Below are 25,999 nucleotides of genomic sequence, written 5' to 3' on the forward strand. Positions count from 1 at the left end.
GCCCTGCTCGGACCTCGACCGACCAGGGCTGTACGCGAGCTCAGCCCAGGCGGGTACGGACGACCAGGTCGTGCAGCGCGGCCACGGCCGCCGGGTCGGCGTGCTCGGGCAGCGTCGAGGCGTCCCGGGCCGCCTCCAGCTGGGCGCGGAGTCGGGGTACGTCGACAGCGAGTCGCTGCGCGGCGCCCGCGGGGAACGGCCCGTGCTCGGCCTCCCGTTTGGCGGCGATGAGGTCCGGCACGTATGCCAGACCGGTCCCGAGCACGTTGAGGTCCGTCTCCAGGTGGCCGGTGCGCATCAGGTGGATCCCGGTGAGCAGGACCCGCAGCGTGTACAGCAGCAGGGTGGCGAACTTCAGCAGATCGTGACTGACCACGTCCAGTTCCACGCCGTCGCGCACGCCGGCGTGTTGCAGCGTCTGCGGTCCGGTGCGCAGACCGACGACCTCCGCCGGTGCCAGCAGGTGCGCGGCGCGCAGGTCCAGGTCCGAGTCGACGGACGCGAACCCGTACAGGTGCGCGCCGCTGACCGTGGCGAACAGCAGGGGGCGGGGCAGCCCGCAGGCGACCTCCGCGGCCCACGGCGGCACGTCGAGGGTCACCGCAGGTTCCTTTCTCGTACGACGGCGAGCAGCCGATCCACGGCGTCCCGGTCGGGTTGTTCGGGCAGGATGCTGTCGGCGGCGGCGTCGGACAGGTCGGCGAACAGGTCCGCGGCCCAGGCGGTCACCGCCGTCCAGGCCAGGTCGCCCCGCCGCACCGCGAGCAGCTTGTCGCGCAGGTGCCGCACGTCGACCAGGATCTCCCCGGTGCGCAGGGCGTGCGCCCCGGCGGTCAGCAGCCGGAGCATGTGCATGGCCTGCTTGTGATTGGTCTCGCCGGTACGCTCGCGGCGTGCGGTCACCCGGTCGAGCTGGTCCCGGGCGTAACCGCCGTAGGTCTGGGCGAGCCGCTGGGACAGGAACGCCTGCCGCTGCGCGAGCAGCAGGTCCCCGTCCGCGGTGACCGACTCGATCAGCGGGGACCAGAGCGCCTCCAGCACTGTCGGGTTGCCCTGCAACGCCAGCGCGCAGAACCGCTCGAACTCCCAGGAGAACTGTTCCGGCGCCGGCCCGTCCAGGTGGGTGGGCGGCTTGTCGAGGTGCCAGAACGCGCGGGTCGGGGCGACGTACACGCCGCGCCGGTCGACGTCGGAGCCCGGGCCCTCCAGCCCGTACGCCCGCGAACCCACCACGACGGCGAGGACGGTGTGCCGCTCCACAAGATCCATCACGACCGGCAACACTACGCATCCACGGCCCCGCCCGGGTGCGCATTTTCGGCGGGCCGGCCGCCGACGGTCGGCCGGTGATCGATCAGGAATCAAGAAGCGACCGAGAGCCGCCGGGCCTAGCCTTTTCCCAGGTAGCCGGCATCACGCCGAGCCTTGCAGCGAGAGGGAGCCCGAGCATGGCCGCACAGACTTCGACGACCGGGTCCGACGGTTTCACCGCCGAGGAGCGCGCCGCGATGAAGGAGCGCGCCGCCGAGCTGCGCGCCGAGGGCAGGAAGGGCGCCAAGCGGGCCGACGGGCTGCAGGCGGTCCTCGACCGGATCGCGCAGATGGAGCCGGAGGATCGCGCGCTCGCCGAGCGTGTGCACGTGACGGTGACCGCCGCCGCCCCGGACCTGGCACCGAAGACCTGGTACGGGATGCCCGCCTACGCGAACGAGGACGGCAAGATCGTCGTTTTCTTCCAGGACTCCGGCAAGTTCAACTACCGGTACTCGACGCTGGGATTCCAGGACACGGCCAACCTCGACGACGGCGACCTGTGGCCGGTGGCGTACGCGCTGCAGAAGTGGAGCCCCGAGGTGGAGAAGCGGGTCGTCGCACTGGTGCGGGCCGCGATCTCCTGACCGGCGGCGCGTACACCGGCCACCACCGGCGTGCGGTGGTGACCGGCGTACGCCTTGGTCGGCCGGGGTCAGCGATAGCCGGCGCCGACCACGTTGGCCTGCACCGCGTTCTCGGTGGCGTCGGTGGGGTAGCCGGCGACCATGGCCCCCTCGTAGAACGTGCCGGCGCTCAGGTTCGCGCCGCCGTCGGGCTTGCAGCAGTCACCGCCACTGCCCAGGATGATCGCGCCCTGCTTCTTCATCGGGCTGTATCCCGGCGGGAGTGAGCCGTCCCAGAGGGTGTAGAGGCTGCCGGACTGGGCGTTGCTGCCCTTGATGGCGAAGCGGCTCGTGCCGTTGTTCTTCAGCGTCGCGGTCACGAACTTGCTGGTGAAGGCCCGCTGGTTCGGGTTCCAGGAGCTGCTTCCGCCGGGGAATAGGCCCCACTCCAGGTCCGCCTGGACCCAGGGTCCGGTGCCGGAGCAGCCACCGAACCAGCACTGCGTGCCGAAGTTGATGGCGTCCATCGCCCCGGCGGCGTCGGCCTTGCGCGTCGTCTCGCTGTTGCCGTAGTCGAAGCAGCAGCCGCTGTTGACGTGGGTGCCGCTGGTCACCATGTACACGCCCTCGGGTGCCGCGCCGGTCGGCACCCCGGTCAGGTGTCCGTCCCGCCAGTAGCTGTTGCCGGGGTTGATGTAGAGCGAGTACGCCTTGGCGCCGCCCACGGTCAGCGACTCTGAGGTGGCGATCGCCGGCCTGCTCTGCGGTGAGCCGGGCACCACGCTCGACCCCTGGTACCAAAGGTCGTTTCCGCGCCCGGACTGGTCGAAGACGACCGTGACGACGCAGGTCGTGCCGGCGCAGAACGAGTCCTGTGTCGCCGCGTTGGCGGTGCCGCCGGTACCCGTCAGCCCGATGTTGCGGGTCGTGTTGTCCGACGAGCGGCGGACCTGGTACAGGTTGCCCGCGTACGCCTCGTAGAGCGCCCGCGTCGTGCTGTGCGCCGCGATGCACGGGGTGCCGCCGGAGGCGTAGATGTCGCACGGACGCGCACCGGTCGGCGGGTTGGTCGGCGGCGGGGTGGTGGTCGGCGAGGCCCACTGCTGGTTGCTGCCGCCGTTGCAGGCCCAGAGGATGACCTTGGTGCCGTTCGCGGTGGCGGCGCCGTTGGCGTCGAGGCAGAGCCCGGACTGCACGCCGGTGATGGTGCCGTTGCTGTTGACGTTCCACTGCTGGTTGGTCTGGCCGTTGCAGTCCCAGATGATCGCCTGCGTGCCGTTGGTGGTGCCTCGGCCCGAGGCGTCCAGACACTTGTTGCCGTACACCGTGAGCTGCCTGCTCGACGTCCAGGTCCAGGTCTGGCCGGCAGCGCTGTTGCAGTCCCAGAGTTGCGTCTGGGTGCCATTGGTGGAGCTGGAGTTGGGCACTTCGAGGCAGCGGCCGGACGCGGTACCGATGATCGGGGTGCTGCGCCCCGGCTCGATGGCGGCCGCCATCGGCGCGGCCTCGGCGGTCGGCGCCAGGGCACCGGGGGCGGCGCCGATGCCGGCGAGGACGCCGACCAGGGCACCCGCCAGAGCGGTCAGGCGTCGGGCGCGTTGGCGCCTCGGGATGGGTTCGCGGGCCTTTCCTGGCCCGCCGGGGGACGGGGTTCGCACGAGGTTGCTCCTCGGGGTCGTGGAAGCGCGGGGGCTTGTCGACGCGCCACGGGCGGCGGTGGGGGCGACGAATCGATTCGCAGCGATCGTATGTTCACGCTCACATTGAAGTCAACGAATGGCTTAGCCGGTGCCGGCGCTGGTCGTGTGCGGGCTGCCAGCGCCGGCGCCTCCCCTGCGCGGGGCCTATCGGCCCAGGATCCGCCACGTCTGGTTCAACGGGTTGCCCTGGCCGACCGCGTTGCAGGTCCACTGGTGGATCGGCGCGCGTGGCGCGGTGGAGATCGTGCTGACGTCGACGCACTTGCCGCTGTGCCGGGCGACGAGCTGATAGTCGTGCGAGTCGTTGCCGGAGTAGGTCACCCTGCGGAGGGTGAACTGCTGGTTGAGGCCGTTCAGGCAGGTCCACTGGTGCACGGCCGCGCCGTCAGCGGTGGACACGCCGCTGACGTCGAGGCACTTGCCGCTCTGCTGGTTGACCACCGTGTACGTGTTGGCCACGCCGGCGACCGGCCGGAAGTTCCAGAGCTGCTGGTCGCCGCCCTCGCAGTGGTACTGCTGCTGCACGGTGCCGTCGACGGTGCTCAGGCCGGGGTTGTCCAGACACTGCTGCGAGTGCTGGGCCACCGCCACCGACTGGAAGCTCCCGTCCGAGGGCGGCAGCAGGGTGACGGTGTAGGTGTCGGTCTGGTTGGCGTACGGCAGCGTCACGGTGGCGGTGTTGTTCGCGAGCGTGACGACGCTGTTCGAGACCGTGATCGGCCCCTGCACGGCGCCACCGCCATTGTGCGGGATGCGCTGGGTGAGCACCCGGACCTGGTTGTTCTGCACGATGCCGCTCGTGGTGTCCAGGCGCTGCAGGTTGACGGTCAGGTTCCCGGTGGTACGACCACCGCCGACGAGGACCTTCGCTACGCCGGTCGCCTTCGTGGCGTACGCGTCGTACGACTGGCTGGCGGTCACCGACGCGATCTGCCCGGTCTGGGAGGCGTAGTAGCGGTAGGCCCACCACTCCCCCTTCGGCTGGTGCACGCCGGCCGAGTTGCGGACCAGCAGGTTGCCGAGGTCGTTGTGCAGGCTGCCGCCGCTGGCCCAGTTCGCCCGCAGGCCGTCCGCGCGCGCCCGCTCCAGCCGGGCGATGTACCAGGCGCCGTCGGCGGGGTTCTGTTCGTCGGGCGCGCCGTACTCGTTGATCTGGTACGGCCGGGGGTGGGCGATGCCGCGCGGGTCGAGGGTGGCGTTGGCGGCCGCGACGTTGGCGACCGGGTCACCGGGCAGCGAGTGCCAGCTGATGATGTCCGGCACCGTGTTGGTCGAGCGGACGAAGTCCAGGTACTGGTTCCAGAAGGTGTGCGTGGTCGACGGCACGCAGGCGCAGCTCGGCCCGACGATGAGCTGGTTGGGGAACTCCGCCCGGATGCGCTGGTGGGTGCGGCGCCACAGTTCGAGGTACTGCGAGATCGGCCGGTTCCAGAAGATCGTGATGTTGGGTTCGTTCCAGATGTCCCACTGCACGGACAGCCCGGACGCCCGGACGTCGGCGATGAGGCGGGTCAGGAAGTTGTCGTAGTCGGTCCAGTTGCCGTTGTCGCCGGGGAAGCGGGAGATCCCGGCGCCGTCCGCGCCCCACAGGTCGTGCGGCAGGATGATGAACTGGCCGCCCAGGGCGACGGTCCGGCGAGCCTGGGCGAGCGTGGAGTTCCACCGACGGTCGTAGCTCCCGCCGACCCAGCCGCTGCCGGGCAGTTGCGCCCCGCCGGCGCGCATGTACTGGAACTTGACGTCCCGGTAGAAGTGGTCGGCCGGACCGCTGGCGTTCTCGGTCATGCCGTAGATCCAGCCGGACGCGCGATAGGTCGGCGTACCGCTGGTCGTGGAGAAGTTGACGCTGATGGATTCGTCGGCGGCCCGGGCGGCGGGCGCGGCGACGGTTACGGCGCTGGCGGCGGCGAGCAGGCCGACCACGAGTCGGGCGACGAGCGAACGGGCTCGTCCTGACCTGCCGCGGGACGGGGTTTTCACGGGCGGCTCCTTGGTGGGGCGTGGGGGACGCTCTCCGGAGGCTGCGCTTGCGAATCGATTCGCAGGGATCGTAGGGCCGAACACTGAACCATGTCAATGAAGTGACGCCCCGGTAAAGCTGGTGTTTCCCGGCGTTACGTCTCCGCAGCTGATCACCCCTTGACCGCAAACCATAGACGGTCCTATCTTCGGGCGAATCGATTCGTCGAATCGATTCGCCTCATGGCCGTACCTCGTCCGGCCCGCGGTCACCACCCACACACCCACCTGACGATCGACTTGAAGTGAGGCAGCAGATGACCGGAATCAGCCGTCGACGGCGCCTGGCCGCCGTCGCCGTGATAGCTCTCTCCGCGGTGGCCGGGGCCGCCTGCTCGTCGTCCGGCGGCGGGTCCTCCGACGGTGGCGGCGCCTACGTCGTCTGGGATCCGTACCCGCAGTTCGCCGACGACTCCGAATGGGTCGCGCTACTCAAGAGGTGCGGCACCTCGGCGGGAGTGACGGTCGAGCGGACCGGCTACGACACCACCGACCTGACCAACAAGGCGCTGCTCGCCGCCCAGCAGGGAAACTCGCCGGACGTGCTGATCGTGGACAACCCGGTGATCTCGACACTGGCCGAGGCCGGCGCGCTCACCACCACCGATGAGAACAAACTGGACGTGTCGAGCATGGCGACGAACCTGCTCGGCGCCGGCCAGCGCGAGGGTAAGACGTACGGCGTGCCGATCGGAGCGAACACCCTCGCCCTCTACTACAACAAGGACCTGCTGACCGCCGCGGGCGTCGACCCGACGGCGATCACGGACTGGGCAGCGTTGAACGCGGCGCTGACCACGGTCAAGGCCAGGGGCAGGAAGGGCATCACCTTCTCCGCGATCGGCACCGAGGAGGGCAGCTTCCAGTTCCTGCCCTGGTTCTGGGGATCCGGAGCACAGCTCACCGGTCTGGACTCACCGCAGGCGGTGGCCGCCCTGACACTCTGGACCGACTGGCTCAAGCAGGGTCACGCCCCCAACTCGGTCATCAACAACACCCAGACCACGAGTTGGCAGGAGTTCGCCACCGGCGACTACGCGTTCGCCGAGAACGGCACCTGGCAGCTGGCCAACGCGGAGAAGCTCGGCTTCGCGTACGGCACCATCGCGATCCCGGCCAGCGCGGGCGGCCCCGCGCCGGCACCGACCGGCGGCGAGTTCGTCTCCATCCCGGTGCAGGACAAGACCGACCGGTACGCCACGTCGCAGAAGCTGGTCGCCTGCCTGACCAGCGCCGACAACCTGCTCACCACCGACACCACACTCTCCTACGTCGCGCCCGTGGCCGCCGTCCAGGATCGCCAGGCCGCCACCGACCCCAAGCTCAAGGTCTGGGTGGAGGCGGTCCGGGCAGCCAAGGGCCGTACCGGTGACAACCTCGGCACGAAGTATCCGAAGATCTCCGCGGCTCTCTGGACCGCGGTCCAGTCGGCTCTCAGCGGTGGGGCGTCACCGCAGGAGGCGCTGAAGGCCGCGCAGGCCGCGGCCACCACCCGGTAAGCGCGCCGAACCCACACCATGCCCACCACCACACGGACCTCCACCACCGCACGGGACACCGGTGCGGCGGCCGGCGCCGCACCCGCCGGGCCTCCCCGGTCCCGCGCCCGCCGACCCCGCCGATGGGCGGCGTGGGGCTTCCTGACCCCGGTGACCGTCTACCTGCTGGCCTTCTACGCCTACCCGCTCTATCGCAACGTCGAGCTGAGCCTGCGCGAGTACACCGTCCGATCGTTCGTTCAGGGCGGCGCACCCTTCGCCGGCCTGGACAACTACCGCACGGTCCTGGCCGACCCGACCTTCTGGCCGACGGTGACGCACACCGTGGTCTTCACCGCCGCCTCGCTCGCCGCCCAGTTCACCATCGGCATGGCACTGGCGCTCTTCTTCCACCAGCACTTCCCGCTGTCGGGCACCCTGCGCGCGCTGATCCTCGTACCGTGGCTGCTGCCGCTGATCGTCTCGGCGTCGACCTGGTCGTGGCTACTCAACAGCGACTCGGGGCTGGTCAACGCCGCGCTGGGCGTCGTCGGGATCGGCCCGGTCAACTGGCTCACCTCGCCGGGCTGGTCGCTCACCTCGGTCATCATCGCCAACATCTGGATCGGTATCCCGTTCAACCTGGTGGTGCTCTACAGCGGCCTCCAGGCGATCCCGACCGAGGTGTACGAGGCGTCCGCGCTCGACGGAGCGACCGGCTGGCAGCGATTCCGGTCCATCACCTTCCCGTTGCTGCGCCCCGTCTCCGCGATCACGCTGCTGCTGGGGTTGATCTACACGCTGAAGGTCTTCGACATCATCTGGATCATGACCAGGGGCGGCCCGACCGGATCCTCGGCCACGCTCGCCACCTGGTCGTACCGACTCGGCTTCGGCAACCTGCTGCCCGAGTTCGGTCCGGGTGCGGCCATCGGCAACCTGCTCATCGTGCTGGCCCTGATCGCCGGGCTCATCTACATCCGGATCGAGCGGAGGCAGCACCTGCGATGACCACCTCCACACCCCGGGTCTGGTGGAAGACCGCCGTCGGCCTGGTGCTGACCGGGCTGATGCTCTTCCCCGTCTACTGGATGATCAACGTGTCGTTCACCCGGGACCAGGACATGCGGGCCAGCCCTCCGCACCTGGTCCCGACCAACGGCACGCTGGACGGCTACCGGGCCGTGCTCGACCAGCAGCTGCCGTACCTCGGCACCAGCTTCCTGGTCGGCCTCGGCACGGTGGCGTTGACCGTGGCGCTGGCCGCCCCCGCCGGATACGCGCTGGCGAAACTGCGGCCACCCGGCGGCCCGACGCTGAGCTTCGTCCTGCTGATCGCTCAGATGATCCCGGGAATCATCATGGCGATGGGCTTCTACGCCATCTATCTCACCCTCGGCGTCCTCAACACGCTGCCGGGCCTGATCCTGGCCGACACGACACTGGCGGCGCCGTTCGCCGTCCTGATCTTCACGGCCTTCATGTCCGGAATCCCCGACGAACTGCTCCAGGCGGCGGTGGTCGACGGCGCTGGCCGGCTGCGCACCTTCTGGTCGGTCGTGCTGCCGGTCAGCCGCAACTCGATCGTCACGGTGGCCCTGTTCGCGTTCCTGTGGTCCTGGTCGGACTTCATCTTCGCCTCGACCCTGGCCGGTGGTGGTGACCACCAGCCGATCACCCTCGGCATCTACCACTACATCGGCAACAACAACCAGCAGTGGAACGCCATCATGGCCACCGCCGTCGTCGCCTCCATCCCCGCCGCCGTGCTGCTGGTCCTGGCCCAGCGGTACGTCTCGATGGGCGTCACCGCCGGCGCCGTCAAGGACTGACCAACCGCACCAGAAAGGCAACCGCCACCCATGACCGTCGCCCCGTCCGGTCCGGAGTTCTCCATCCAGGACATCCCGTTCAGCTACCGCGGCTCCTGGCTCAACATCTCCCCGGTGGTAGCCGAGAAGACGTACGCCGACGACCTGCACCTGGTCTCCCACCAGACCGGGTTGCACGCCGTCCTGCGCCTCTCCCCCGAGGTCGCCGGCACCACCGTCGTCGCCACACCCGCGCTGCTGACCTGGCGGACCGGTCCCGGCCGGATCGAGGCCGTCTACGACGGACCGGACACCCTGCGGATCCGGGGTCGCCGGCTCGGCCTGCGGGTAGCCGCGGCCGCGAACACCCTCACCCCGTTCAGCGGCACCTACCTCTACCTCGACCCGGTCGACGGCGCGCACGTGTTCACCTCGTACGAGACGGGACGCCGCTACCGGATCACGGTGCTCGACGGCGCTGTGCGTCGAAGCGGGGGCGTGGAGGCGCTCGGCAGCGCGGACCGGTTCCTGGACCTGCCGGGCGACCAGCCCTGGGAGATCGCGATCGAGGAGTACGCCACCGCCCGCCGCCCGTACACCGCGTCGGTCACCTTTGATCAGCTGCGCCACGACCGCAGCAGCGAGTTCACCGCGTTCGTCGACGCGGTCGCGCCGTGGCGCGGCACGGACACCCCGTCGGCCGAACTGGCCGCGTACGTGCTGTGGTCGGCCACCGTCGCCCCGGCGGGCTTCGTCACCCGACCGGCGGTCCTGATGTCGAAGCACTGGATGGACAAGGTGTGGAGCTGGGACCACTGCTTCAACGCGATCGCCCTGGCGGCCGCCGATCCGGAACTGGCCTGGCACCAGTTCCAGCTGCCCTTCGACCACCAGGACGCCTCCGGTGCCCTGCCCGACTCGGTCACCCACTCGGAGGTTCTGCACAACTACGTCAAGCCGCCCATCCACGGCTGGGCGCTACGTCACCTGCGCCGACGCCTCCCCCAGCCGCCGGACCGGGCGGCGCTGGCGCAGACGTACGACCGGCTGGCGCGCTGGACCGGGTTCTGGCTCGACGCGCGCCGAGCCCCCGGCCACGACCTGCCGCACTATCAGCACGGCAACGACAGCGGCTGGGACAACGCGACCACCTTCGACGACGAGCGGGTCCTCGAGACGGCCGACCTCGCCGCGTTCCTGGTCTCGCAGCTCGGCTGCCTGGCCGATCTCGCCACCGAGTTGGGCGAGCCGGCCGACCGGTGGTCCCGGGAGGCGGAGCGGATCCGCACGGCCATGCTCCGGGACCTGTGGGACGGTGAACGCTTCACCGCCCGCAGCCCGCACACCGGCCGGCGGCGAGCGAGCCGCAGCCTGCTCGACCTGATGCCGGTCGCACTCGGGGCGGACCTGCCCGCCCCGGTCGCCGACGCACTGGCCCGGGGCATCGACGCGCACCTGACCACGCACGGGTTGGCCACCGAGCCGACGGACTCGGCACATTACGTCGCCGACGGCTACTGGCGGGGCCCGATCTGGGCGCCCTCGACGGTGCTGGTCGAGGACGGCCTGCGCCGGGCCGGGTACACCGGTATCGCCGACGACATCAGCCAACGGTTCCTCGCGCTGTGCGAGAAGTCCGGCTTCGCGGAGAACTTCGACGCGGAGACCGGTGCCGGGCTCCGTGACCGCGCGTACACCTGGACCGCCAGCAGCTACCTCATCCTCGCCGCTGCTCAGGAGGAGCGGCGGGTCAGGGGTGGGTGACCGGACCGGACCGGCGGGCCCGGACCGGACCGGTGCTGGAGCGCAGGGAGACAGGCGGGCTGTAGAGGCGGTGGCGTGGCACCGCCCCGGGAGCGGCGATGATCTCCAGCAACAGCGCCACCGCCTCGGCGCCCATCTCGCGCATCGGCACGTCCGCGGCGGTCAACGGCGGGCGGAAGTCCTCCGCCCAGTGCTGCGCGGCCACCCCGGTGACGGAGAAGTCCGCAGGTACGGCCAGCCCGGCGCCGGTCAGCGCACGTTGCATGCCGGGCAGCGCGGCCTCGTTGATGGTGGCCACCGCCGTGACGTCCGGGTGCGTCGCGAGCAACTGCTCCACACACGTCTCGCCGGAGGTCGTGTCGTCACCGCAGCAGACGTCGACGCCGGTCAGGCCGCGTTCCAGTACGGCCGCCCGGAAACCGGCCAGCGCGCGATGGCTGGGGCCGTAGCCCGCGGCCACCAGTTCGGCGGAGCGGTTGACCAGGGCCACGTGCCGGTGCCCGAGGTCGGCCAGGTGGTGCACGCACCGGGCGATCAGACCGGCGTAGTCGATGTCGATCCAACTCATTCCGTGCGGGTCGGCGATCCGACCGATCGTGACGAACGGCAGACCCGCCCTGGCCAGCCGGGTCACCCGGTCGTCCTCCAACCGGATCTCCATCAGGACGACACCGTCCACGCGACGGCCGGTGACGATCCGCTCGAACGACCGGTCGTGGTCGCCACCGGACGGGGACAGCAGCACGTCGAGATCATGGCGAGCGGCCGCCTCGACGACGCTGGCGACGAAGCCCAACTGCATGTCGGTCAACCGCTGGCTGGCCGGAGGGATCACCAGCCCGAGGGTGCGGGTGCGCCCCTCCTTCAGAGCGCGGGCGCTCGCGTTCGGCCGGTAGTCCAGCTCGTCGATGACCGCCTGGATCCGTTGCCGCGTCGCCTCCGACACCGTCCGTTTGCCGCTCAGCACGTAGGAGACGGTGCTGCGGGACACTCCCGCCCGGCGGGCGATCTCCCCGATGTTCATCCGTCGCCCTCGAATCGATTCTTGCCCCGAGACGGGGACGCGCCACGCTTCCTCCCGAGCATAACCGTCCTGAATTCGGTCCTCGGACGAGCAATTGGCCCGGCCGGATTTCGGCGATCTCGCCACTCGGCCAGGTCCGCACCCGGGACGGCTAGCCAGCTCCATTGATGGGCATTAATCTCATAGGTATGACGTGTTACGTCGTCGTGACGTCATCACCACCACCGAAAGGATTCGATGACCGTGAAGAGGAGAGTGAGCCGCCTCCTGGCCACCGCGGGGACCATGCTGGGCCTCGTCGTCGGCGCCGGGGCGTACGTGGCCTCGGGCGCGCCGGGAGCCCTGGCCGCCGGCACGGGACCGTGTGACATCTACGCCTCCGGCGGCACCCCGTGCGTGGCCGCGCACAGCACCACCCGCGCGCTCTACGGCGCGTACAACGGCCCGCTGTACCAGGTCCGCCGCTCGTCGGACAACACCACCCGCGACGTCGGCGTGCTCAGCGCGGGCGGCTACGCCAACGCCGCCGCCCAGGACTCGTTCTGCGCCAGCACCACCTGCGTCATCACGATCATCTACGACCAGTCCGGCCGCAACAACCGGCTCACCCAGGCACCGCCCGGTCACTTCCCCGGCCCCGCCGCCGGCGGATACGACAACCTCGCCGATGCCAAGGCGGCCCCGATCACCGTCGGTGGCCAGAAGGCGTACGGCGTCTACATCGCCCCCGGCACCGGCTACCGCAACAACACCACCAACGGTGTCGCGACCGGCGACCAGCCCGAGGGCATCTACGCCGTCGTCGACGGCACGCACTACAACCAGTGGTGCTGCTTCGACTACGGCAACGCCCAGACCGACGGCCAGGCCGACTCGCCCGCGATCATGGAGACCGTCTACTTCGGCGCCAACAAGCAGTGGGGCTACGGCGCCGGCGCCGGCCCGTGGATCATGGCCGACCTGGAATGGGGCCTCTTCTCCGGCGTGAACGCGGGATACAACAACATCGCGCCCATCAATCACCGTTTCGTGACGGCGATGGTCAAGGGCGAGCCGAACCACTGGGCGATCCGGGGCGGAAACGCACAGTCCGGCGGCCTCACGACCTACTTCGACGGGCCACGTCCCAATGGCTACCACCCGATGAAGAAGGAGGGGGCGATCCTGCTCGGCATCGGCGGCGACAACAGCATCACGGGCCGCGGCACCTTCTACGAGGGGGTGCTGACCTCGGGCTACCCGACGGCCGCCACCGAGAACGCCGTACAGGCCAACATCGCCGCCGCCGGATACGCGCCGGCCGGCGGGAACATGCCGCAACAGAACGTGCAGATCGTCGGTGCGCAGTCCAACCGCTGCATCGACGTTCCCAACGGCACCACCACCAACGGCACCCAGGTCCAACTCTGGGACTGCATCACCAGCACCGCCCAACACTGGACCTACACCGCCGCCAAGCAACTCCAGGTCTACGGCAACAAGTGCCTCGACGCCAGCGGACAGGGCACCACCAACGGCACCCAGGCCATCATCTGGGACTGTCACGGCGGCACCAACCAGCAGTGGAACCTCAACTCCAACGGCACCATCTCCGGCGTCCAATCCGGACTCTGTCTCGACGCCAACGGCGCCGCCACCGCCAACGGCACCAAACTCATCCTCTGGTCGTGCAACGGGCAACAGAACCAGCAGTGGGCTCTGCGGAGCTGAGCACGGCGACACCTGGCGCTCGGGCCGCCTTCCGCGCACCTGAACGACGGCGGCCCGAGCGGCGGGAGGCGCGATAGGTTGCGTAATCATGGCCACCACCGCCGACGTCCGCCGGGAGCTCGCCCGCCTCGCCGACCCACTTCGCGCCGAGGCGTCGAGCCGGTTCCTGCAAATGACCCCGGGCGGCTACGGCGAGGGCGACCGGACCATCGGTGTCCGGGTGCCGGACCAACGCAGGGTCGCCGCCCGGTACTGGCGCGACCTCTCCCTGGTCGACACGGCCGACCTGCTCCGCGACGGCGTACACGAGGAGAGGCTGACGTCGCTGCTCATCCTGGTGCGCAAGTACGCCAAGGGCGACGAGGAGGAGCGAGACCGGATCTTCCGCCTCGTGCTGGCCAACACCGCCCACATCAACAACTGGGATCTGGTGGACTCGTCCGCGCCGTACATCGTCGGCCCCTGGCTGCTCGACAAGGACCGGAGTGTCCTGGACCGGCTGGCCGGGTCCGCCCTGGTGTGGGATCGACGCATCGCCATCATGGCGACGTTCGCGTTCATCAGGGCCGGTGACTTCCGGTGGACGTTCCGGCTCGCTGACCAGCTCCTTCACGACCCGCACGACCTCGTTCAGAAGGCGGTGGGCTGGATGCTGCGCGAGGTCGGCAACCGGGACCGGACGGCGGAGGAGGAATTCCTGGCCGGACGGCACCGGGTCATGCCCCGGGTCATGCTGCGCTACGCCATCGAAAAGTTCGAGCCGGAGCGCCGGCGGCATTACCTGTCCGGAAAGAGTTCCTCCACAACTCGGCACTAGCCTCACTCTCGTCACGATCTCCGGCGTGGCCCCTTCTCTCCTCCAGCGGCGGGGGCCACGCCGGTCCCCCGTCCCGGGGCCGAGCGACCGGGACTGGACGGTTCCGCCGCCCGGAGCGAGCGGCCAGGGGGGTGAGTCGCGCAGCACTCGCACTCCGCTCGTTCTCGCTCATCGGAAGGTGTGCCGTGGCGAACGATGCTCGCCGGCCTACCCCGGCCGATCCGATGCCGCACCTGACGCGTCGGAGTGACATACCGAGCGAGACGGTGCGCAACCTGCCACCGGAGTTGGGGCCGGACGCCGTCGGCGTTCTGGACCGCCGGACGTTTCTGTTCTCCAACGCGACCGGGGACGTGCCCGTCGGGTCGATCGGCGGCCTCGTCCCGCTGAGCCAGCTGCAGCGCGTTCCCCGTCCTGTCGCGCAGAAAGGAACCGGACCGGCCCGGTCAGCCTGATCCAGCGACAGTTCCGGTACGGGTTCGGCAACGCCATCTCCCGGGAGGAATCCGACGAACTCCACCGTCGGTGGACGATCCCCGGCCCGGGTCGGCCGTTGTTCGAGGTGGCGTCGGCGAAGAAGGACCCGTCGTCGCCCGCGCAGGTGGACACCGCACGCGGCGACCGGGGACCGCTGCTCATCATCGGGGCGGACAAGGATCACACCGTCCCGGGTTCCGTCGCCCGCAAGGCGTACCGCCTCTACTCCGACTCGCCAGCGGTGACCAACTTCCGCCTGCACGACGACCGTGGGCACAGCCTGGTCTTCGACGAGGGTTGGCGGCAGGTCGCCGAGCGTACCCTTGTCTGGCTGCGGGAAGCGAGGCTTCTAGACTTGCCCGCCGGACGGGCGAGCGCGGCACGACGCGGCAGGGCGCACCAATACCGGAAAAGGACCACGCAATTGCCCAGACCGACCAGCACGCCCCGCACCGACCGGGTGAGCGGGCAGGCCACGAGCGACAATCTGCGCTTCCAGATCCTCGGTCCGCTCCGGTTCTGGCGAGACGGCGTCGAGGTGAACCCCGGCCCGCAGCAGCAGCGCCTGCTGCTGGCACTCCTGCTCGCCAGGGCGGGGCGACCGATCAGCACGGACAGCCTGATCGAACTCATCTGGGGCAACGAGGCTCCGGCCGCCGCCCGCAACGTCATCCACAAGTACGTGGGTGCCCTGCGGCGGCTGATGGAGCCCACGCTCTCCGTCCGGCAGACCGGCTCGTACCTGCGGCGTCACGGCAACGGCTACCTGTTGACCGCAGGCACCGGCATGGTGGATCTGTTGACGTTCCGGGAGTTGGCCGGGGCCGCCAGGGCGAGTCTCGCCGAGGAGCGCCGCGAGGAGGCCCTGGACCTCTACGTCGACGCGCTCTGCCTGTGGCGTGGCTCCTCGAGTGACGCGCTGGCGTACGGGCCGGCCGCGACGTCGATCTTCGCTGCCCTCGACGAGGAGCTCCTCGACGTGTGCGGTGTGGCGGCCGATCTCGCGGTGACGCTCGGTCAGCCGGCCCGGGTGCTGCCACCCCTGCGGCTGGCCGCGTCCATCGCGCCGTTGAACGAGCAGGTGCAGGCGAGCCTGATCTACACGCTGGCCGCCGCCGGGCAGCAGGCGGAGGCCCTGTCGGTGTTCGAGACGGTCCGTGCCCGCCTCGCCGAGGACCTGGGCCTCGACCCCGGCGAATGCCTGCAGAGGGTGCAACGGCAGGTGCTGAGTCAGACGGTGACGCCGGCCGTCACGGCCGGCGTCACCGGCGTCGCACCCGCGGACACCGCGGCCGGCACCCCCGCACCGCTGACACGGCCGGCGCAGCTGCCACCCGACCTCCCGATCTTCGTCGGCCGCACCGAGGAACTCGCGACGCTCAACGAGTGGCTCACGACGTGTGACAGTGCTCGGACCGGCCCACTGATCGTGGCCCTGGACGGCATGGGCGGCGTCGGCAAGTCGACGCTGGCCACGCACTTCGCCCACCGGGTCGCCTCCGAGTTCGTCGACGGCCAGTTCTGCCTGGATCTCCGCGGTCACGACGCCGAGGACGGCGCGATGTCGGCCGGGGAGGCCCTGCGCTCGCTGCTGTCGTCCCAGGGTGTCCGGGTGTCGAGCATGCCGGAGACGCTTGAGGCACTCGTCGGGACGTGGCGCAGTCTGACCGCGCGGCAGCGCATCCTGATCCTCCTGGACAACGTTCAGGACTTCGCCCAGGTGCGCCCCCTGCTGCCGAACTCGGCGGAGAGTCTGGTGCTGGTAACCAGCCGCAAGCCCCTCGTCGGGCTCGCCGCTCTCGACGGGGCCTACCTGCTGCACCTCGACCCGCCGGACATGCCGACCGCCCGTGCGCTGCTCAGGCGCCGGATCGAGCGCATGCCGGGCCGATCCGCCGCGGGCGTCGCCGCGCCCGGCGACGCCCTGGACGAGATCATCGAGCTGTGTGGGCGTCTGCCGCTGGCTCTGGCGATTCTGGGCGGCCGGTTGAGTGCCCGCCCCCGCCTGTCCCTCGCGGCCCTGGCCAGCGAGCTGCGCGACGGCACACAGCGGCTCGCGTCCTTCCCCGGCGGCCGTGGAGTCCGCGATCCCCGGGCCGCCTTCGGCTGGTCGTACCGCCAGCTCAGCCCGGACGCGGCCCGGCTCTTCCGCCTGTTCTCCGCCGCCCTCTCCCCCGGCATCACCGCCGAGGCATGTGCCAGCCTGGCCGGCACTCCGCCGATGGTCGTTCGTGCCCTGCTCGCGGAACTCGCCGACGCGGCACTGCTCGACGAGGACGACCGGGGGCGCTTCACCTCGCACGTCCTCGTCAAGGCGTACGCGCAGGAGCTGTTCCTGGCCGAGGAGTCCGAGGCGGACCGGGGCGCCGCCGTCACCCGGCTGCTCCAGCACTACCTGCACAGCAGCCTGCACGCCATGGCGGTGCTCAGGCCGAAAGGCTCCCTGGCCGCGCCACCCCCGGCCGGCGTCGGTGTCGTTCCGGAACGGCCCGGCACGTTCGACGAGGCCGTCCGGTGGTTCGACGACAACCACGAGATGCTCCACGAAGCGGTACGCGTCGCGGGAGACCTCGACTCGGCCATCGTCCCCTGGCAGCTGGCCCTCAGCATGCAGTCGTGGCTTCAGCGCAGCGGGCGGTTCCATGACTGGCAGGACGTCATGCGCCTGTCCCTGCGCTCGGCCCGCAGGACCGGGGACCGGGTCGGCGAGGCACACGCTTTGCGGAGCCTGGGCTGCGCCCGGCACTTCTTCGGCGCCCACCAGGAAGCCCGTGAGCTGCTGTCGGACGCGCTGAAGATCTTCGCGGACAACGACATGCCCCTGGAGCAGGCCGTCGTGCACCTGAACCTGCACCGCACCTACGGCGAACTCGGCCAGCACGAATCCGCGATCGAGCACAGCGAACGGGCCCGGGCGCTGTACCGGACCGTCGGCGTCGAGGACGCGGAGATCTGGACGGCGGAGGCTCGGGGACGGTCACTGGTGCTGCTCGGCGACACCGACCAGGCCCGGGAGTGCCTGGAGAAGGCGCTCGTGCTCGCCGAGAAGACCGGGCGGACGACCGACGAACCCGAGATCCGGATGTCTCTCGCGCGGTATCTCGTCGAGATCGGCCGCCCGGACGACGCCGTGGGGCAGCTCGACCAGGCCGTCCGCGTCGCAGCCGAGACGCGGAACCGGATCGACGTCTTCCAGGCCGAGATCCTGCTGCACGACACCCGGCTGTCCCTCGATGACGAGGCGGGCGCCCGTCGCGCGTGGCGCAACGCCCACGACACCATGGACGCCATGCAGAACGGCGGAACCCCGAGCATGCGGGAGATGATCACCGGCCGGGCGGGACACTGAACCAGGTCCGATCTCCACCCACGATCCCGCCACCCCTTCAGCGCGAGCGCGGTCCGACGCACTAGCATTGCCGCGGTCCGGGACGGCGATGCTGAAACGAGGCGCAATGGGTTGGCTCCAGCGGTTGCTGGGTGGCGGGCGGGTCCAGCTCGATCCGGAACGGCAGCAGGCGTTGCTACGGGACGTCCACCACGGGTACGGCGCTCATGCGCGGGTCCGGTTTCCCGAGCAGGTGGAGGCGGTCACCGCGCTCCTGAACAGCGATGACGGCCTGGTGGTGGCGACCGGGATCGTGAGCCAGGTCGCCGATGAGGCGCACGCCGACCTCCAGGCCCAGGCCCAGGACATTCACCGGCGGACGGGCCGACGGCTGCTGGTGAACCGCCGCAACTACCGGCCGCTGTGGAAAGAGGTGGGCCCGGCGCTGCGGTGGCCGCTGTTCGCTCTGCCCTGCGGCTTCCACCCGTACGCGCAACTGGCCGCCGCCGTCACCGTGATCGGCGGCCAGGCGGGCCGTCTCGATCGGGTGACCGACCCGAGCCCGCTCGTGACCCGCGTGTTCGAGGTGCTGGACCTCACCACCGCCGGCTGGGAGTACGGCCGGGTACGGGTGGACACCGACGCCGCGGCCCTGGCCGATCGACTGATCTCGAGCGCGGCGCAGATCCTCGCCGCCATGGACGACCCGCCCCGGCTGCCTCCCGCGGTCCGGGAGCTGATGCGCCGCAACAACACCCTGGGTGTGCACGATCCGGCCGGACCCTGGGCGGTGGGTGGCTTCAACCTGGGCGCACGGCTGCGGGAACAGCTACTGGCCTGAGGCGGCGCCACGCCCGACGGGGTCAGACGTCGGCTTCGAGGGCGAAGGTGTTGCCGTCCGGGTCCTGGAACCACGCGATGCGTCCGCCTCCGGCCCGCGCGGTGATGCCCCGGGCGTCGTGTTCGAGGTGGTCGTAGCGGACGAACTCGACACCGGACGAGGTCAGCTCGTCGACGATCTGGTCGATGTCGTCGACGTACCACGTCGCCAGCGTCGCCGGGGTCTTCCCGGCGGTGATCGACTGGTACACGTTCAGCGCCGGCCCGCCACCGGAGGCGTAGATGCGGCTGCCGTCGGCGATGGTGGCGCTGGGACCGGACCGCAGTGCCTCCAGGCCCAGCCTGCCCTCGTAGAAGGCGACCGCCACCTGTATGTCGGACACGGCGACCGAGGCTCTGAGGTGATACGCGCTCAAGGGCATGGACCACTCTGGCACACGTGGGCGTCGATCCGGTTGCGCCGCCCGGAGCCCTGATCGACTCCCCGCACGCGACGACAGGGCGGGCCCGGTGGTGTGCCGGGCCCGCCCTGTCGTGGTGGTGTCAGCGTTGCAGGGTGAGGAGGCCGGGTCGGTAGGGCAGGAGGCCGTAGTCTCCGCCGGAGTTGGGGGATCGGCCTTGGTAGAGCAGTTGGAGGTTGCAGGGGTCGACGGTGAAGGTTTGGTCGGCGTTGGTGCGGATGAGTTCGCCGTGGCTGATGTCGTTGGTCCAGGTGGCGCCGCTGTTGGCTTTGCCGGCGAAGGGGTTGTTTTCGGTGGCGGCTTGGGGGGTCCAGGTGCCGCCGAGGCTGGTGGCGGTGAAGGAGCGGAAGTAGCGGCCTTGGGAGCCGATGGCTTCGACGAGCATGAGGTAGCGGGTTTGGCCTTGGAGTTTGTAGACCTGGACGGCTTCGAAGAGGTTGTTGGTGGTGTCGCTCATGATGGTGGTGTAGGTGGAGCCGAAGTTGCCGGGGAAGTTGCCGATGGGCATGCTGGCGCGGTAGATCTTGCCGTTGTCGCCGGCGAAGAAGAGGTACATGGTGGTGCTGTCGGCGATGAGGGTCTGGTCGATGGGGCCGGTGCCGGAGCCGGTGATGCTGCCGGTGAAGAGGGTTTGGGCGGCGGACCAGCCGTTGGGGTTGGTGGGGTCGGTGGAGGTGCGGTAGGAGAAGGCGGTGCCGCCCCACTGGTAGGCCAGGACCCAGATGTTGCGGGGGGCGAAGTAGAACAGGGTGGGTGCGACGGTGGCGGAGTTCATGGTGTTCTGGCTGGCGGAGGCCATCTCGGACCAGTTCGTGAACAGCCCGAAGTTCATCGATCCCCATCGGGTGCCGGTGTCGTGGGTGGTGGCGTAGACGAGTTGTCGGCCGTTGTAGGGCGCGACGGTGAAGTCCTTGAGTGACACCCAGCCGGACTTCGGGTTGGCCAGCACACCGGTCGAGGACCAGCGGTACGTCGACGGCAGGTCACACGTGCCGCTCGGTGGTGGCGTGGTCGGGTTGCCTCCGCCGTCGACGCGGACGAGTTGCCACTGCTGATTGCTGCCGTTCCAGTCGTCGTACTGCACGATGTTCCCGCCGTCCGCGGTCGAGGCACCCTGCACCTCCACGACCTTGTTGCTGTTCCGGTTGATCAAGCGGATGTAGCCGCTGTCGGAGTCGGCCAACCGGAACTGCTGGTTGGTCCCGTTGCCGTCGGTCCACTGCACGATGCTGGCACCGTTGGCCGTGGAGAAGTTGTAGACGTCCAGCACCTTGCCGGACAGTCGCGACTTCAACCGGTAGTAGCCGCCGCCGGAGTCCACGAACTGCCACTGCTGCTGGTTGCCGTTGTTGCGCGCCCACTGCGTGATCCGGGCGCCGTCGTTCGTGGCCAGGTTGTACACGTCCAGGGCCTTGCCGCTGTTGCGGTTGACCAGGACGTACCACGCGTTCGTGTCGACCGTCGCCGCGGCGGCGGGCGTCGACACCGCCACCGCGGCGGCACCACCGACCACCAACGCGGCCACGCCAGCGCTGACGAGTCGCAGCAACCATCCGCGACGCCGCCCCGAGGGCGGTGTGATCGATGGAGACCTATCCAAGGCAGACATGATCCTCCTCCAGTGACCAGGAGCCGAACGGTTCACCCGAGGCGGGCGCACCGTGTCGCGCGGCCGGACTCATGCACCGAGAATGTTCGCGTTAACACGACCCCCTGCACGTCCAGACGCACGTCTGAATCGGGGTTGACGAAGCAGGCTTGCCCGGTAAGCCGCGGGTGTCGTCGCCCTTGTCCATCGACTGTGAGCGATAACATGCTGTTCGTCAAGTCGTAATCCGCACGGAACACCGCCCGTTCGCACACCACACCGACGGCGGCGGGCTACGGCGCCCGGGGTCGCCGAGGTTCCCGCCGCGACCCGGACCCGGGCGAGGAATTCGGTGATCGTGGTTAGTCGGCCGGTGCCTGGCTGTTAACCTGCGGCAATGTCAGCGGCTTCGGGAAACGTCCCACCCGGCCGACCCGGACCCGATCTGGCCGACACCGGCCGGGTGGCGGCGTTCAGCGACGGCGTCTTCGCCATCGTCATCACACTGCTGGTGCTGGACCTGCGGGTGCCCGACTTCCACGAGGGCGACCTGGCCGAGTCACTCGTCGACGAGGCCCCGTCGTTCCTGGCCTTCATCGTCTCGTTCATCTACATCGGCGTTCTCTGGCTCAACCATCACGCGGTGCTCCGGCTGGTCCGTGGCAGCACCCTCGCGCTCGGCTGGATCAACCTCGCCATCCTGTTCGGCGTGGTTGTCATACCGTTCCCGACCGCGGTCCTGGCCGCGGCCCTCACCGACGGTGATCGGGATGACCAACGGGTGGCCGTTGTCATGTACTCGGTCGCGGCGGCACTGATGTCGGCGCCCTGGCTGGTGTTCTTCGCGTATCTCCGCCGCCATCCGGCGCTGCACGGAGATCATGTCGACCGGGAGCAGGTCCGCGCGCAGGAGGCGCGACCGATCACCGGGCTCGTCCTCTACGGCCTGGCCGGGCTCCTCGGCTGGTTCGTGAATCCCGTGCTCGGACTGATCGGCATCGTCGTGATGATCGTCTACCACGGCGTCACGAGTGAAGGGATCCGTCCCGGGTTGCTCCATCGGCCGCGGATCCGCCACCAGGACTGACCGGTCCACGACCGATGGTCCGGGTCGCTGGTGGCGGAGCCGCGCCGATCGGCGGTGCGTCCCGCCCGGATCAGGCGGTCTCGGTGATCGGCCGGTCGACCCAGCTCATCATCGCTCGCAGGGCACGGCCGGTCTCCTCGATCGGCTGGGCCGCCGCCTGCTCCCGGTACCTGCGGAAGTTGGGACGGCCGGCATCGTCCTCGGCGATCCACTCACGGGCGAACTCACCCGACCGGATCTCCGCCAGGATGCGGACCATCTCCTCCTTCACGCGAGCGTCGATGACTCGCGGACCCCGGCTGTAGTCGCCGTACTCGGCGGTGTCGGAGATGCTGTACCGCATCCGCGCGATGCCGCCCTCGTACATCAGGTCGACGATGAGCTTCAGCTCGTGCAGGCACTCGAAGTACGCGATCTCCGGCTGGTACCCGGCCTCGGTGAGCACCTCGAACCCGGTGTTCACCAGCGCCGTCACCCCGCCCGCGAGCACCGCCTGCTCACCGAACAGGTCGGTCTCGGTCTCGTCGGCGAACGTCGTGCGGATGGCGCCGGCCCGGGTGCCGCCGATGGCGGCCGCGTAGGACAGGGCCAGCGGGAAGGCCCCTCCGGTCGCGTCCTGCTCCACCGCGACGAGGACCGGCACCCCCTTGCCGTCGACGAACTGTCGGCGTACGAGGTGCCCCGGCCCCTTGGGCGCGATCATCGCGACGTCCACGTCGGCGGGCACCTTGATGAATCCGTATCGGATGTTGAAGCCGTGGGCGAACAGAAGTGCGTCACCGGCGCGCAGATGCGGTGCGATCTCGTCCGCGAACAGCGTCCGCTGCACGGTGTCCGGCGCAAGGACCATGATGGTGTCGGCCCATTCGGCCGCCTCCTGCGGCGTCCGCACGTCCAGACCCTGTTCCTGCGCCTTCGGGCGACTCCGAGACCCCGTCGGCAGACCGACCACGACCTCAACGCCCGAGTCGCGCAGCGACAATGCGTGCGCGTGCCCCTGACTGCCGTACCCGATGACGGCGACCTTGCGCCCTTGGATGATCGACAGATCGGCGTCCGCGTCGTAATACATGTCGACTGTCATTCTTTCCCTCTCCAGACCACCACTTCCGACCCTCACGGCCTGGATGTCGGACATCCAGCGCACGGCCGGCCGTCAATTACCGACGGTAGCCGGGGCGAATGTAAGAGGACTTGACGCCGAGTGGCATAACGGCTCGGTGCAGGGCCAGTGCCGGTCCAGTACGCGTCCACTCGTGTTCCAGTCGGCCGGCCTAATCTTTCCCGAATATGCGAGCCTGGCCGTACTCAGGATTCCGTTCCGGGCCGCTCAGAGGCGCTCCAGACGCGTGCACCTCACCCCTTCGGTTCACCATCTTAGGAGTCTCCGAGCAATGAGCAACCTCGATGAGGGCGTCCACAGCTTCACGGTCGACGGCACCCGCCAGGTCTACCACGTCGCGGGCACCGGACCGGTGATGATCACCCATTCCGGCGGCCCCGGGGTTGACTCGTCCTACCTGCGATCCGCTCGTTTGGAAGAGCACTTCACGATGGTCTACCCCGAGCCCGTCGGCACCGGCGACTCGGGCCCACTTCCCGCCGGCGCGACCTACGTCGACACCTACGTCGACTTCCTGCACGCCCTTGTCGACCATCTCGGCGTGCCTCAGGTGCACCTGCTCGGCCACTCCCACGGTGGCTTCGTCGCCCAGCGGTTCGCCCTGCTGCACCCCGAGCGCGTCGCCGGTCTCGCCCTCTACAGCACCTCCCCGACCACGACCCCGGACTTCTGGGAGGCGGAGCGGGCCGCTGCGGCCGCCTACCCGCAGCGTCATCCCGACGTCCCGGAGGCCGCGCAGGTACTCGAGGCGATCGGGCGGTCCAAGCCGGCGCAGACCGACGAGGAGGCGACCAAGAACCTCAGCGCGATCCTGCCGGTGTACTTCGCCGACTGGTGGGGGCGCCGTGCCGAGTTCAAGCACCTCCAGGACAACATCAGGAGCTGGATCACCCGGTTCGACTCGTACGAGATCGACTACCGGGCGGAGTTGCCGAAGATCGCCGCCCGCACGGTGATCGTGACCGGTCGGCACGACTTCATCTGCGGTCCGGTCTGGGCGGAGATGCTCCACGAGGGCATCGCCGGTTCGCGACTGGTGATCCTGGAGAACAGCGGTCACTTCGGCCAGATCGAGGAGCCCGACGAGTTCCTCGAGGCGGTGACCTGGTTGTTGCGTGGGCCGGCGCCGCAGAGCGGCGAATAGGTTCCCGGACCCGCCTTTCCATCGCCCGCCGGGCGCACGGCGCACCGCCAGCGTACGCCGATCCGGCCGCGCCGTGGCAATTCACCGAAGGAAAGATCATGCAGGAGAATCTGGCAAGTCTCGTTCGGCTCCTGGAGCGCAACGCCAGGGAGCACGGCGACCGGCCGGCGATACGCGTCGGGCGGCAGGTGCTCACCTGGGCCGAGGTGGACCATCGGGCCCGTGCCGTGGCCGGCCTGCTCAGCAGGTCCGTCGCTCCGGGAGACCGGGTCGTGTTGTCGTTCCCGACCGACGTGGACTTCCTGCCGGCCCTGTTCGGCTGCTGGTACGCCGGGGCGATTGCCGTTCCGGTACCACCTGGCCGGGCCGGGGAACGCGCGGCCGCGCACGCGCAGGCGTCGATGGTCGTCACCACCGACGAATTCGCCGAGGTGTTCCCCGGCCGACACGTGACGGTGGACCAGGCGCTGGCGGCGAACCGGACGGCGGAGGGGGCCTCTCACGAGGTGGCGCTGCTGCAGTACACGTCGGGCTCGACGGGGTCACCCAAGGGCGTGCTGGTGACGCACCGCAACTATCTCGAGAACCTGCGGATGCTCGACGAGTTCACCCGGTCCGTCGCCCCGCAGATCCGTGATCTGCAGATGGTCTGCTGGCTGCCGCACTTCCACGACATGGGCCTGGCGTTGATGATGTTCACGGCGCTGCGGGCCGGAACGGCGACCATGATTCCGCCGATCAGCTTCCTCAAGGACCCCGCGGGTTGGCTGCGTGCCATCGGCGAGGTCGGCGGGAACCTCACGGCGGCGCCGAACTTCGCCTTCGACCTCTGCGTACGGCGGGTTCCCGCCGAGGAGGCGGCCCGCCTCGACCTCAGTTCGATGCGGCTCGTCCTGAACGCCGCCGAACCCGTGCGGGCGGACACCCTGCACCGGTTCGCCGAGCACTTCGGTACGGCCGGCTTCCGCCCGGAGGCGATGGCGCCGTGTTTCGGGCTGGCTGAGGGCACCGTGTTCGTCAGCGGTGTGCGCTACGGCGGCACGCCCCGGACGGTCCGCTTCGACCGGCAGGCCCTGCAGACCGGCTTCGCCATCGAGGAACCCCTGGCGGGGCGGCCGCTGGTCGGCTGCGGTCGGCGCGCGGAAGGGCTCACGGTGCGGATCGTCGACCCGGACACCCTGGTCGAGCGACCGCCGGGCGTGCTCGGCGAGATCTGGGTGCACGGGCCGAGTGTGGGCCGCGGCTACTGGCGCAGCGAGAACAGCTCCGCCGTCTTCGAGGCCCGGATGGCCGGTTTCGACGAGCAGCCGTACCTGCGCACGAGCGACCGGGGCTTCCTCTGGGAGGGAGAGCTGTTCGTCACCGGCCGGCTCGCCGACGTGATCGACCTGGACGGGCGGCTCCTGCACCCCGAGGACGTCGAGCACACCGTCGAGCGCAGCAACACCGCGCTGCACGGGCGCCGGTGCGCGGTGGTGCCGTACGGCGAGAAGGGCGACCGACTCGCGGTCGCCGCGGAGGTACGGCTACCGCTTCCGCTGGACGCCCCGCGACAGGCCGAGTTCGAGTCGGTGATCCGCGAGGCGGTACGCGCCGAGCACGGCGTCGAGGTCGACGTGATCGTGCTGGTGCCCACCGGCGCCCTCCCGGTGACCACCAGCGGCAAGGTCCGGCGCGTGAAGGCCCGCGCGCTGGTCGCCGAGCTGCTGCCGGCACCCGCCGACGACGTCAACCGCTAGCGAGACGGCACC

Annotated in this window: 21 protein-coding genes; 13 read left to right on the plus strand and 8 right to left on the minus strand. The window is 69.8% G+C overall.

The genetic code is table 11. The annotated features are described in order from the left end of the window. Positions 1–40: 40 nt before the first annotated feature. Positions 41–601, minus strand: coding sequence for a nucleotidyltransferase domain-containing protein (locus tag O7620_RS14345; protein ID WP_278123408.1), 561 nt, complete (start codon positions 599–601; stop codon positions 41–43). Continuing rightward, positions 598–1,272, minus strand: coding sequence for a nucleotidyltransferase domain-containing protein (locus O7620_RS14350; protein WP_278123409.1), 675 nt, complete (start codon positions 1,270–1,272; stop codon positions 598–600). The genes O7620_RS14345 and O7620_RS14350 overlap by 4 nt, the downstream gene beginning before the upstream one ends. A 176-nt stretch (positions 1,273–1,448) precedes the next feature. Here O7620_RS14350 and O7620_RS14355 point away from each other — a divergent pair, with 176 nt between their 5' ends. Continuing rightward, complete coding sequence (locus O7620_RS14355) at positions 1,449–1,898, plus strand: hypothetical protein (RefSeq protein WP_151487910.1); 450 nt, start codon at positions 1,449–1,451, stop codon at positions 1,896–1,898. A gap of 68 nt (positions 1,899–1,966) precedes the next feature. Here O7620_RS14355 and O7620_RS14360 read toward each other — a convergent pair whose 3' ends face one another. Next, positions 1,967–3,535, minus strand: a complete 1,569-nt coding sequence (locus O7620_RS14360) for an arabinofuranosidase catalytic domain-containing protein (protein WP_278123410.1) — start codon at positions 3,533–3,535, stop codon at positions 1,967–1,969. Between the two features lie 186 nt (positions 3,536–3,721). After that, positions 3,722–5,557: an RICIN domain-containing protein gene (locus tag O7620_RS14365; protein ID WP_278123411.1), complete on the minus strand. Its 1,836-nt coding sequence runs from the start codon at positions 5,555–5,557 to the stop codon at positions 3,722–3,724. 296 nt (positions 5,558–5,853) lie between these two features. Here O7620_RS14365 and O7620_RS14370 point away from each other — a divergent pair, with 296 nt between their 5' ends. From O7620_RS14370 to O7620_RS14385, 4 genes are read left to right on the plus strand one after another with little or no spacing between them, the layout of a single operon-like run. Beyond that, the gene (locus O7620_RS14370; RefSeq protein ID WP_278123412.1) at positions 5,854–7,095 is read left to right on the plus strand and encodes an extracellular solute-binding protein; all 1,242 of its coding nucleotides are present in this window, start codon (positions 5,854–5,856) and stop codon (positions 7,093–7,095) included. 18 nt (positions 7,096–7,113) lie between these two features. Next, complete coding sequence (locus O7620_RS14375) at positions 7,114–8,085, plus strand: sugar ABC transporter permease (protein WP_278123413.1); 972 nt, start codon at positions 7,114–7,116, stop codon at positions 8,083–8,085. Further along, complete coding sequence (locus tag O7620_RS14380) at positions 8,082–8,906, plus strand: carbohydrate ABC transporter permease (protein ID WP_278123414.1); 825 nt, start codon at positions 8,082–8,084, stop codon at positions 8,904–8,906. Before O7620_RS14375 ends, O7620_RS14380 begins: the two co-directional genes overlap by 4 nt. A gap of 30 nt (positions 8,907–8,936) precedes the next feature. After that, positions 8,937–10,649, plus strand: coding sequence for a trehalase family glycosidase (locus O7620_RS14385; RefSeq protein WP_278123415.1), 1,713 nt, complete (start codon positions 8,937–8,939; stop codon positions 10,647–10,649). On the opposite strand, the gene O7620_RS14390 is transcribed toward O7620_RS14385, so the two are convergent. After that, the gene (locus tag O7620_RS14390) at positions 10,636–11,673 is read right to left on the minus strand and encodes a LacI family DNA-binding transcriptional regulator (RefSeq protein WP_278123416.1); all 1,038 of its coding nucleotides are present in this window, start codon (positions 11,671–11,673) and stop codon (positions 10,636–10,638) included. The genes O7620_RS14385 and O7620_RS14390 overlap by 14 nt on opposite strands. Positions 11,674–11,910: 237 nt before the next feature. On the opposite strand from O7620_RS14390, the gene O7620_RS14395 reads away from it, so the two are divergent. From O7620_RS14395 to O7620_RS14415, 5 genes are all read left to right on the plus strand, one after another. Continuing rightward, complete coding sequence (locus O7620_RS14395; protein ID WP_278123417.1) at positions 11,911–13,383, plus strand: arabinofuranosidase catalytic domain-containing protein; 1,473 nt, start codon at positions 11,911–11,913, stop codon at positions 13,381–13,383. A gap of 88 nt (positions 13,384–13,471) precedes the next feature. Next, a complete protein-coding gene (locus tag O7620_RS14400; protein WP_278123418.1) occupies positions 13,472–14,200 on the plus strand; it encodes a DNA alkylation repair protein in 729 nt (242 codons plus the stop codon). Positions 14,201–14,385: 185 nt separating this feature from the next. Further along, on the plus strand, positions 14,386–14,655 hold the full coding sequence (locus O7620_RS14405) for a hypothetical protein (RefSeq protein ID WP_278123419.1): 270 nt from the start codon (positions 14,386–14,388) through the stop codon (positions 14,653–14,655). Between the two features lie 107 nt (positions 14,656–14,762). Then, positions 14,763–18,026: a BTAD domain-containing putative transcriptional regulator gene (locus O7620_RS14410; RefSeq protein WP_278127005.1), complete on the plus strand. Its 3,264-nt coding sequence runs from the start codon at positions 14,763–14,765 to the stop codon at positions 18,024–18,026. Positions 18,027–18,132: 106 nt separating this feature from the next. Further along, positions 18,133–18,846 carry a hypothetical protein gene (locus O7620_RS14415; RefSeq protein WP_278123420.1) on the plus strand — a complete coding sequence of 238 codons (714 nt, stop codon included), beginning with the start codon at positions 18,133–18,135 and terminating at the stop codon, positions 18,844–18,846. A 22-nt stretch (positions 18,847–18,868) separates the two neighbouring features. Here the strand turns inward: O7620_RS14415 and O7620_RS14420 are convergent, their stop codons facing one another. Both O7620_RS14420 and O7620_RS14425 read right to left on the minus strand, forming a co-directional pair. Continuing rightward, positions 18,869–19,228 carry a VOC family protein gene (locus O7620_RS14420; protein WP_278123421.1) on the minus strand — a complete coding sequence of 120 codons (360 nt, stop codon included), beginning with the start codon at positions 19,226–19,228 and terminating at the stop codon, positions 18,869–18,871. 160 nt (positions 19,229–19,388) lie between these two features. Beyond that, positions 19,389–20,915, minus strand: a complete 1,527-nt coding sequence (locus tag O7620_RS14425) for a non-reducing end alpha-L-arabinofuranosidase family hydrolase (RefSeq protein WP_278123422.1) — start codon at positions 20,913–20,915, stop codon at positions 19,389–19,391. A gap of 376 nt (positions 20,916–21,291) precedes the next feature. On the opposite strand from O7620_RS14425, the gene O7620_RS14430 reads away from it, so the two are divergent. Next, the gene (locus O7620_RS14430) at positions 21,292–21,981 is read left to right on the plus strand and encodes a TMEM175 family protein (protein WP_278123423.1); all 690 of its coding nucleotides are present in this window, start codon (positions 21,292–21,294) and stop codon (positions 21,979–21,981) included. A 70-nt stretch (positions 21,982–22,051) separates the two neighbouring features. Here O7620_RS14430 and ilvC read toward each other — a convergent pair whose 3' ends face one another. Further along, the gene (gene ilvC / locus O7620_RS14435; protein ID WP_151493064.1) at positions 22,052–23,065 is read right to left on the minus strand and encodes a ketol-acid reductoisomerase; all 1,014 of its coding nucleotides are present in this window, start codon (positions 23,063–23,065) and stop codon (positions 22,052–22,054) included. A gap of 310 nt (positions 23,066–23,375) precedes the next feature. Between ilvC and O7620_RS14440 the strand changes: the two genes are divergently transcribed. Beyond that, positions 23,376–24,248 (plus strand): alpha/beta hydrolase, encoded by an 873-nt coding sequence (locus tag O7620_RS14440; RefSeq protein ID WP_278123425.1) that lies wholly within the window; start codon positions 23,376–23,378, stop codon positions 24,246–24,248. Positions 24,249–24,346: 98 nt separating this feature from the next. Next, positions 24,347–25,987, plus strand: coding sequence for a fatty acyl-AMP ligase (locus O7620_RS14445; RefSeq protein WP_151493066.1), 1,641 nt, complete (start codon positions 24,347–24,349; stop codon positions 25,985–25,987). The last annotated feature ends 12 nt before the right edge of the window (positions 25,988–25,999 follow it).

Origin of the sequence: Micromonospora sp. WMMD710, from assembly GCF_029626045.1 — a bacterium.
Lineage (GTDB): Bacteria > Actinomycetota > Actinomycetes > Mycobacteriales > Micromonosporaceae > Micromonospora.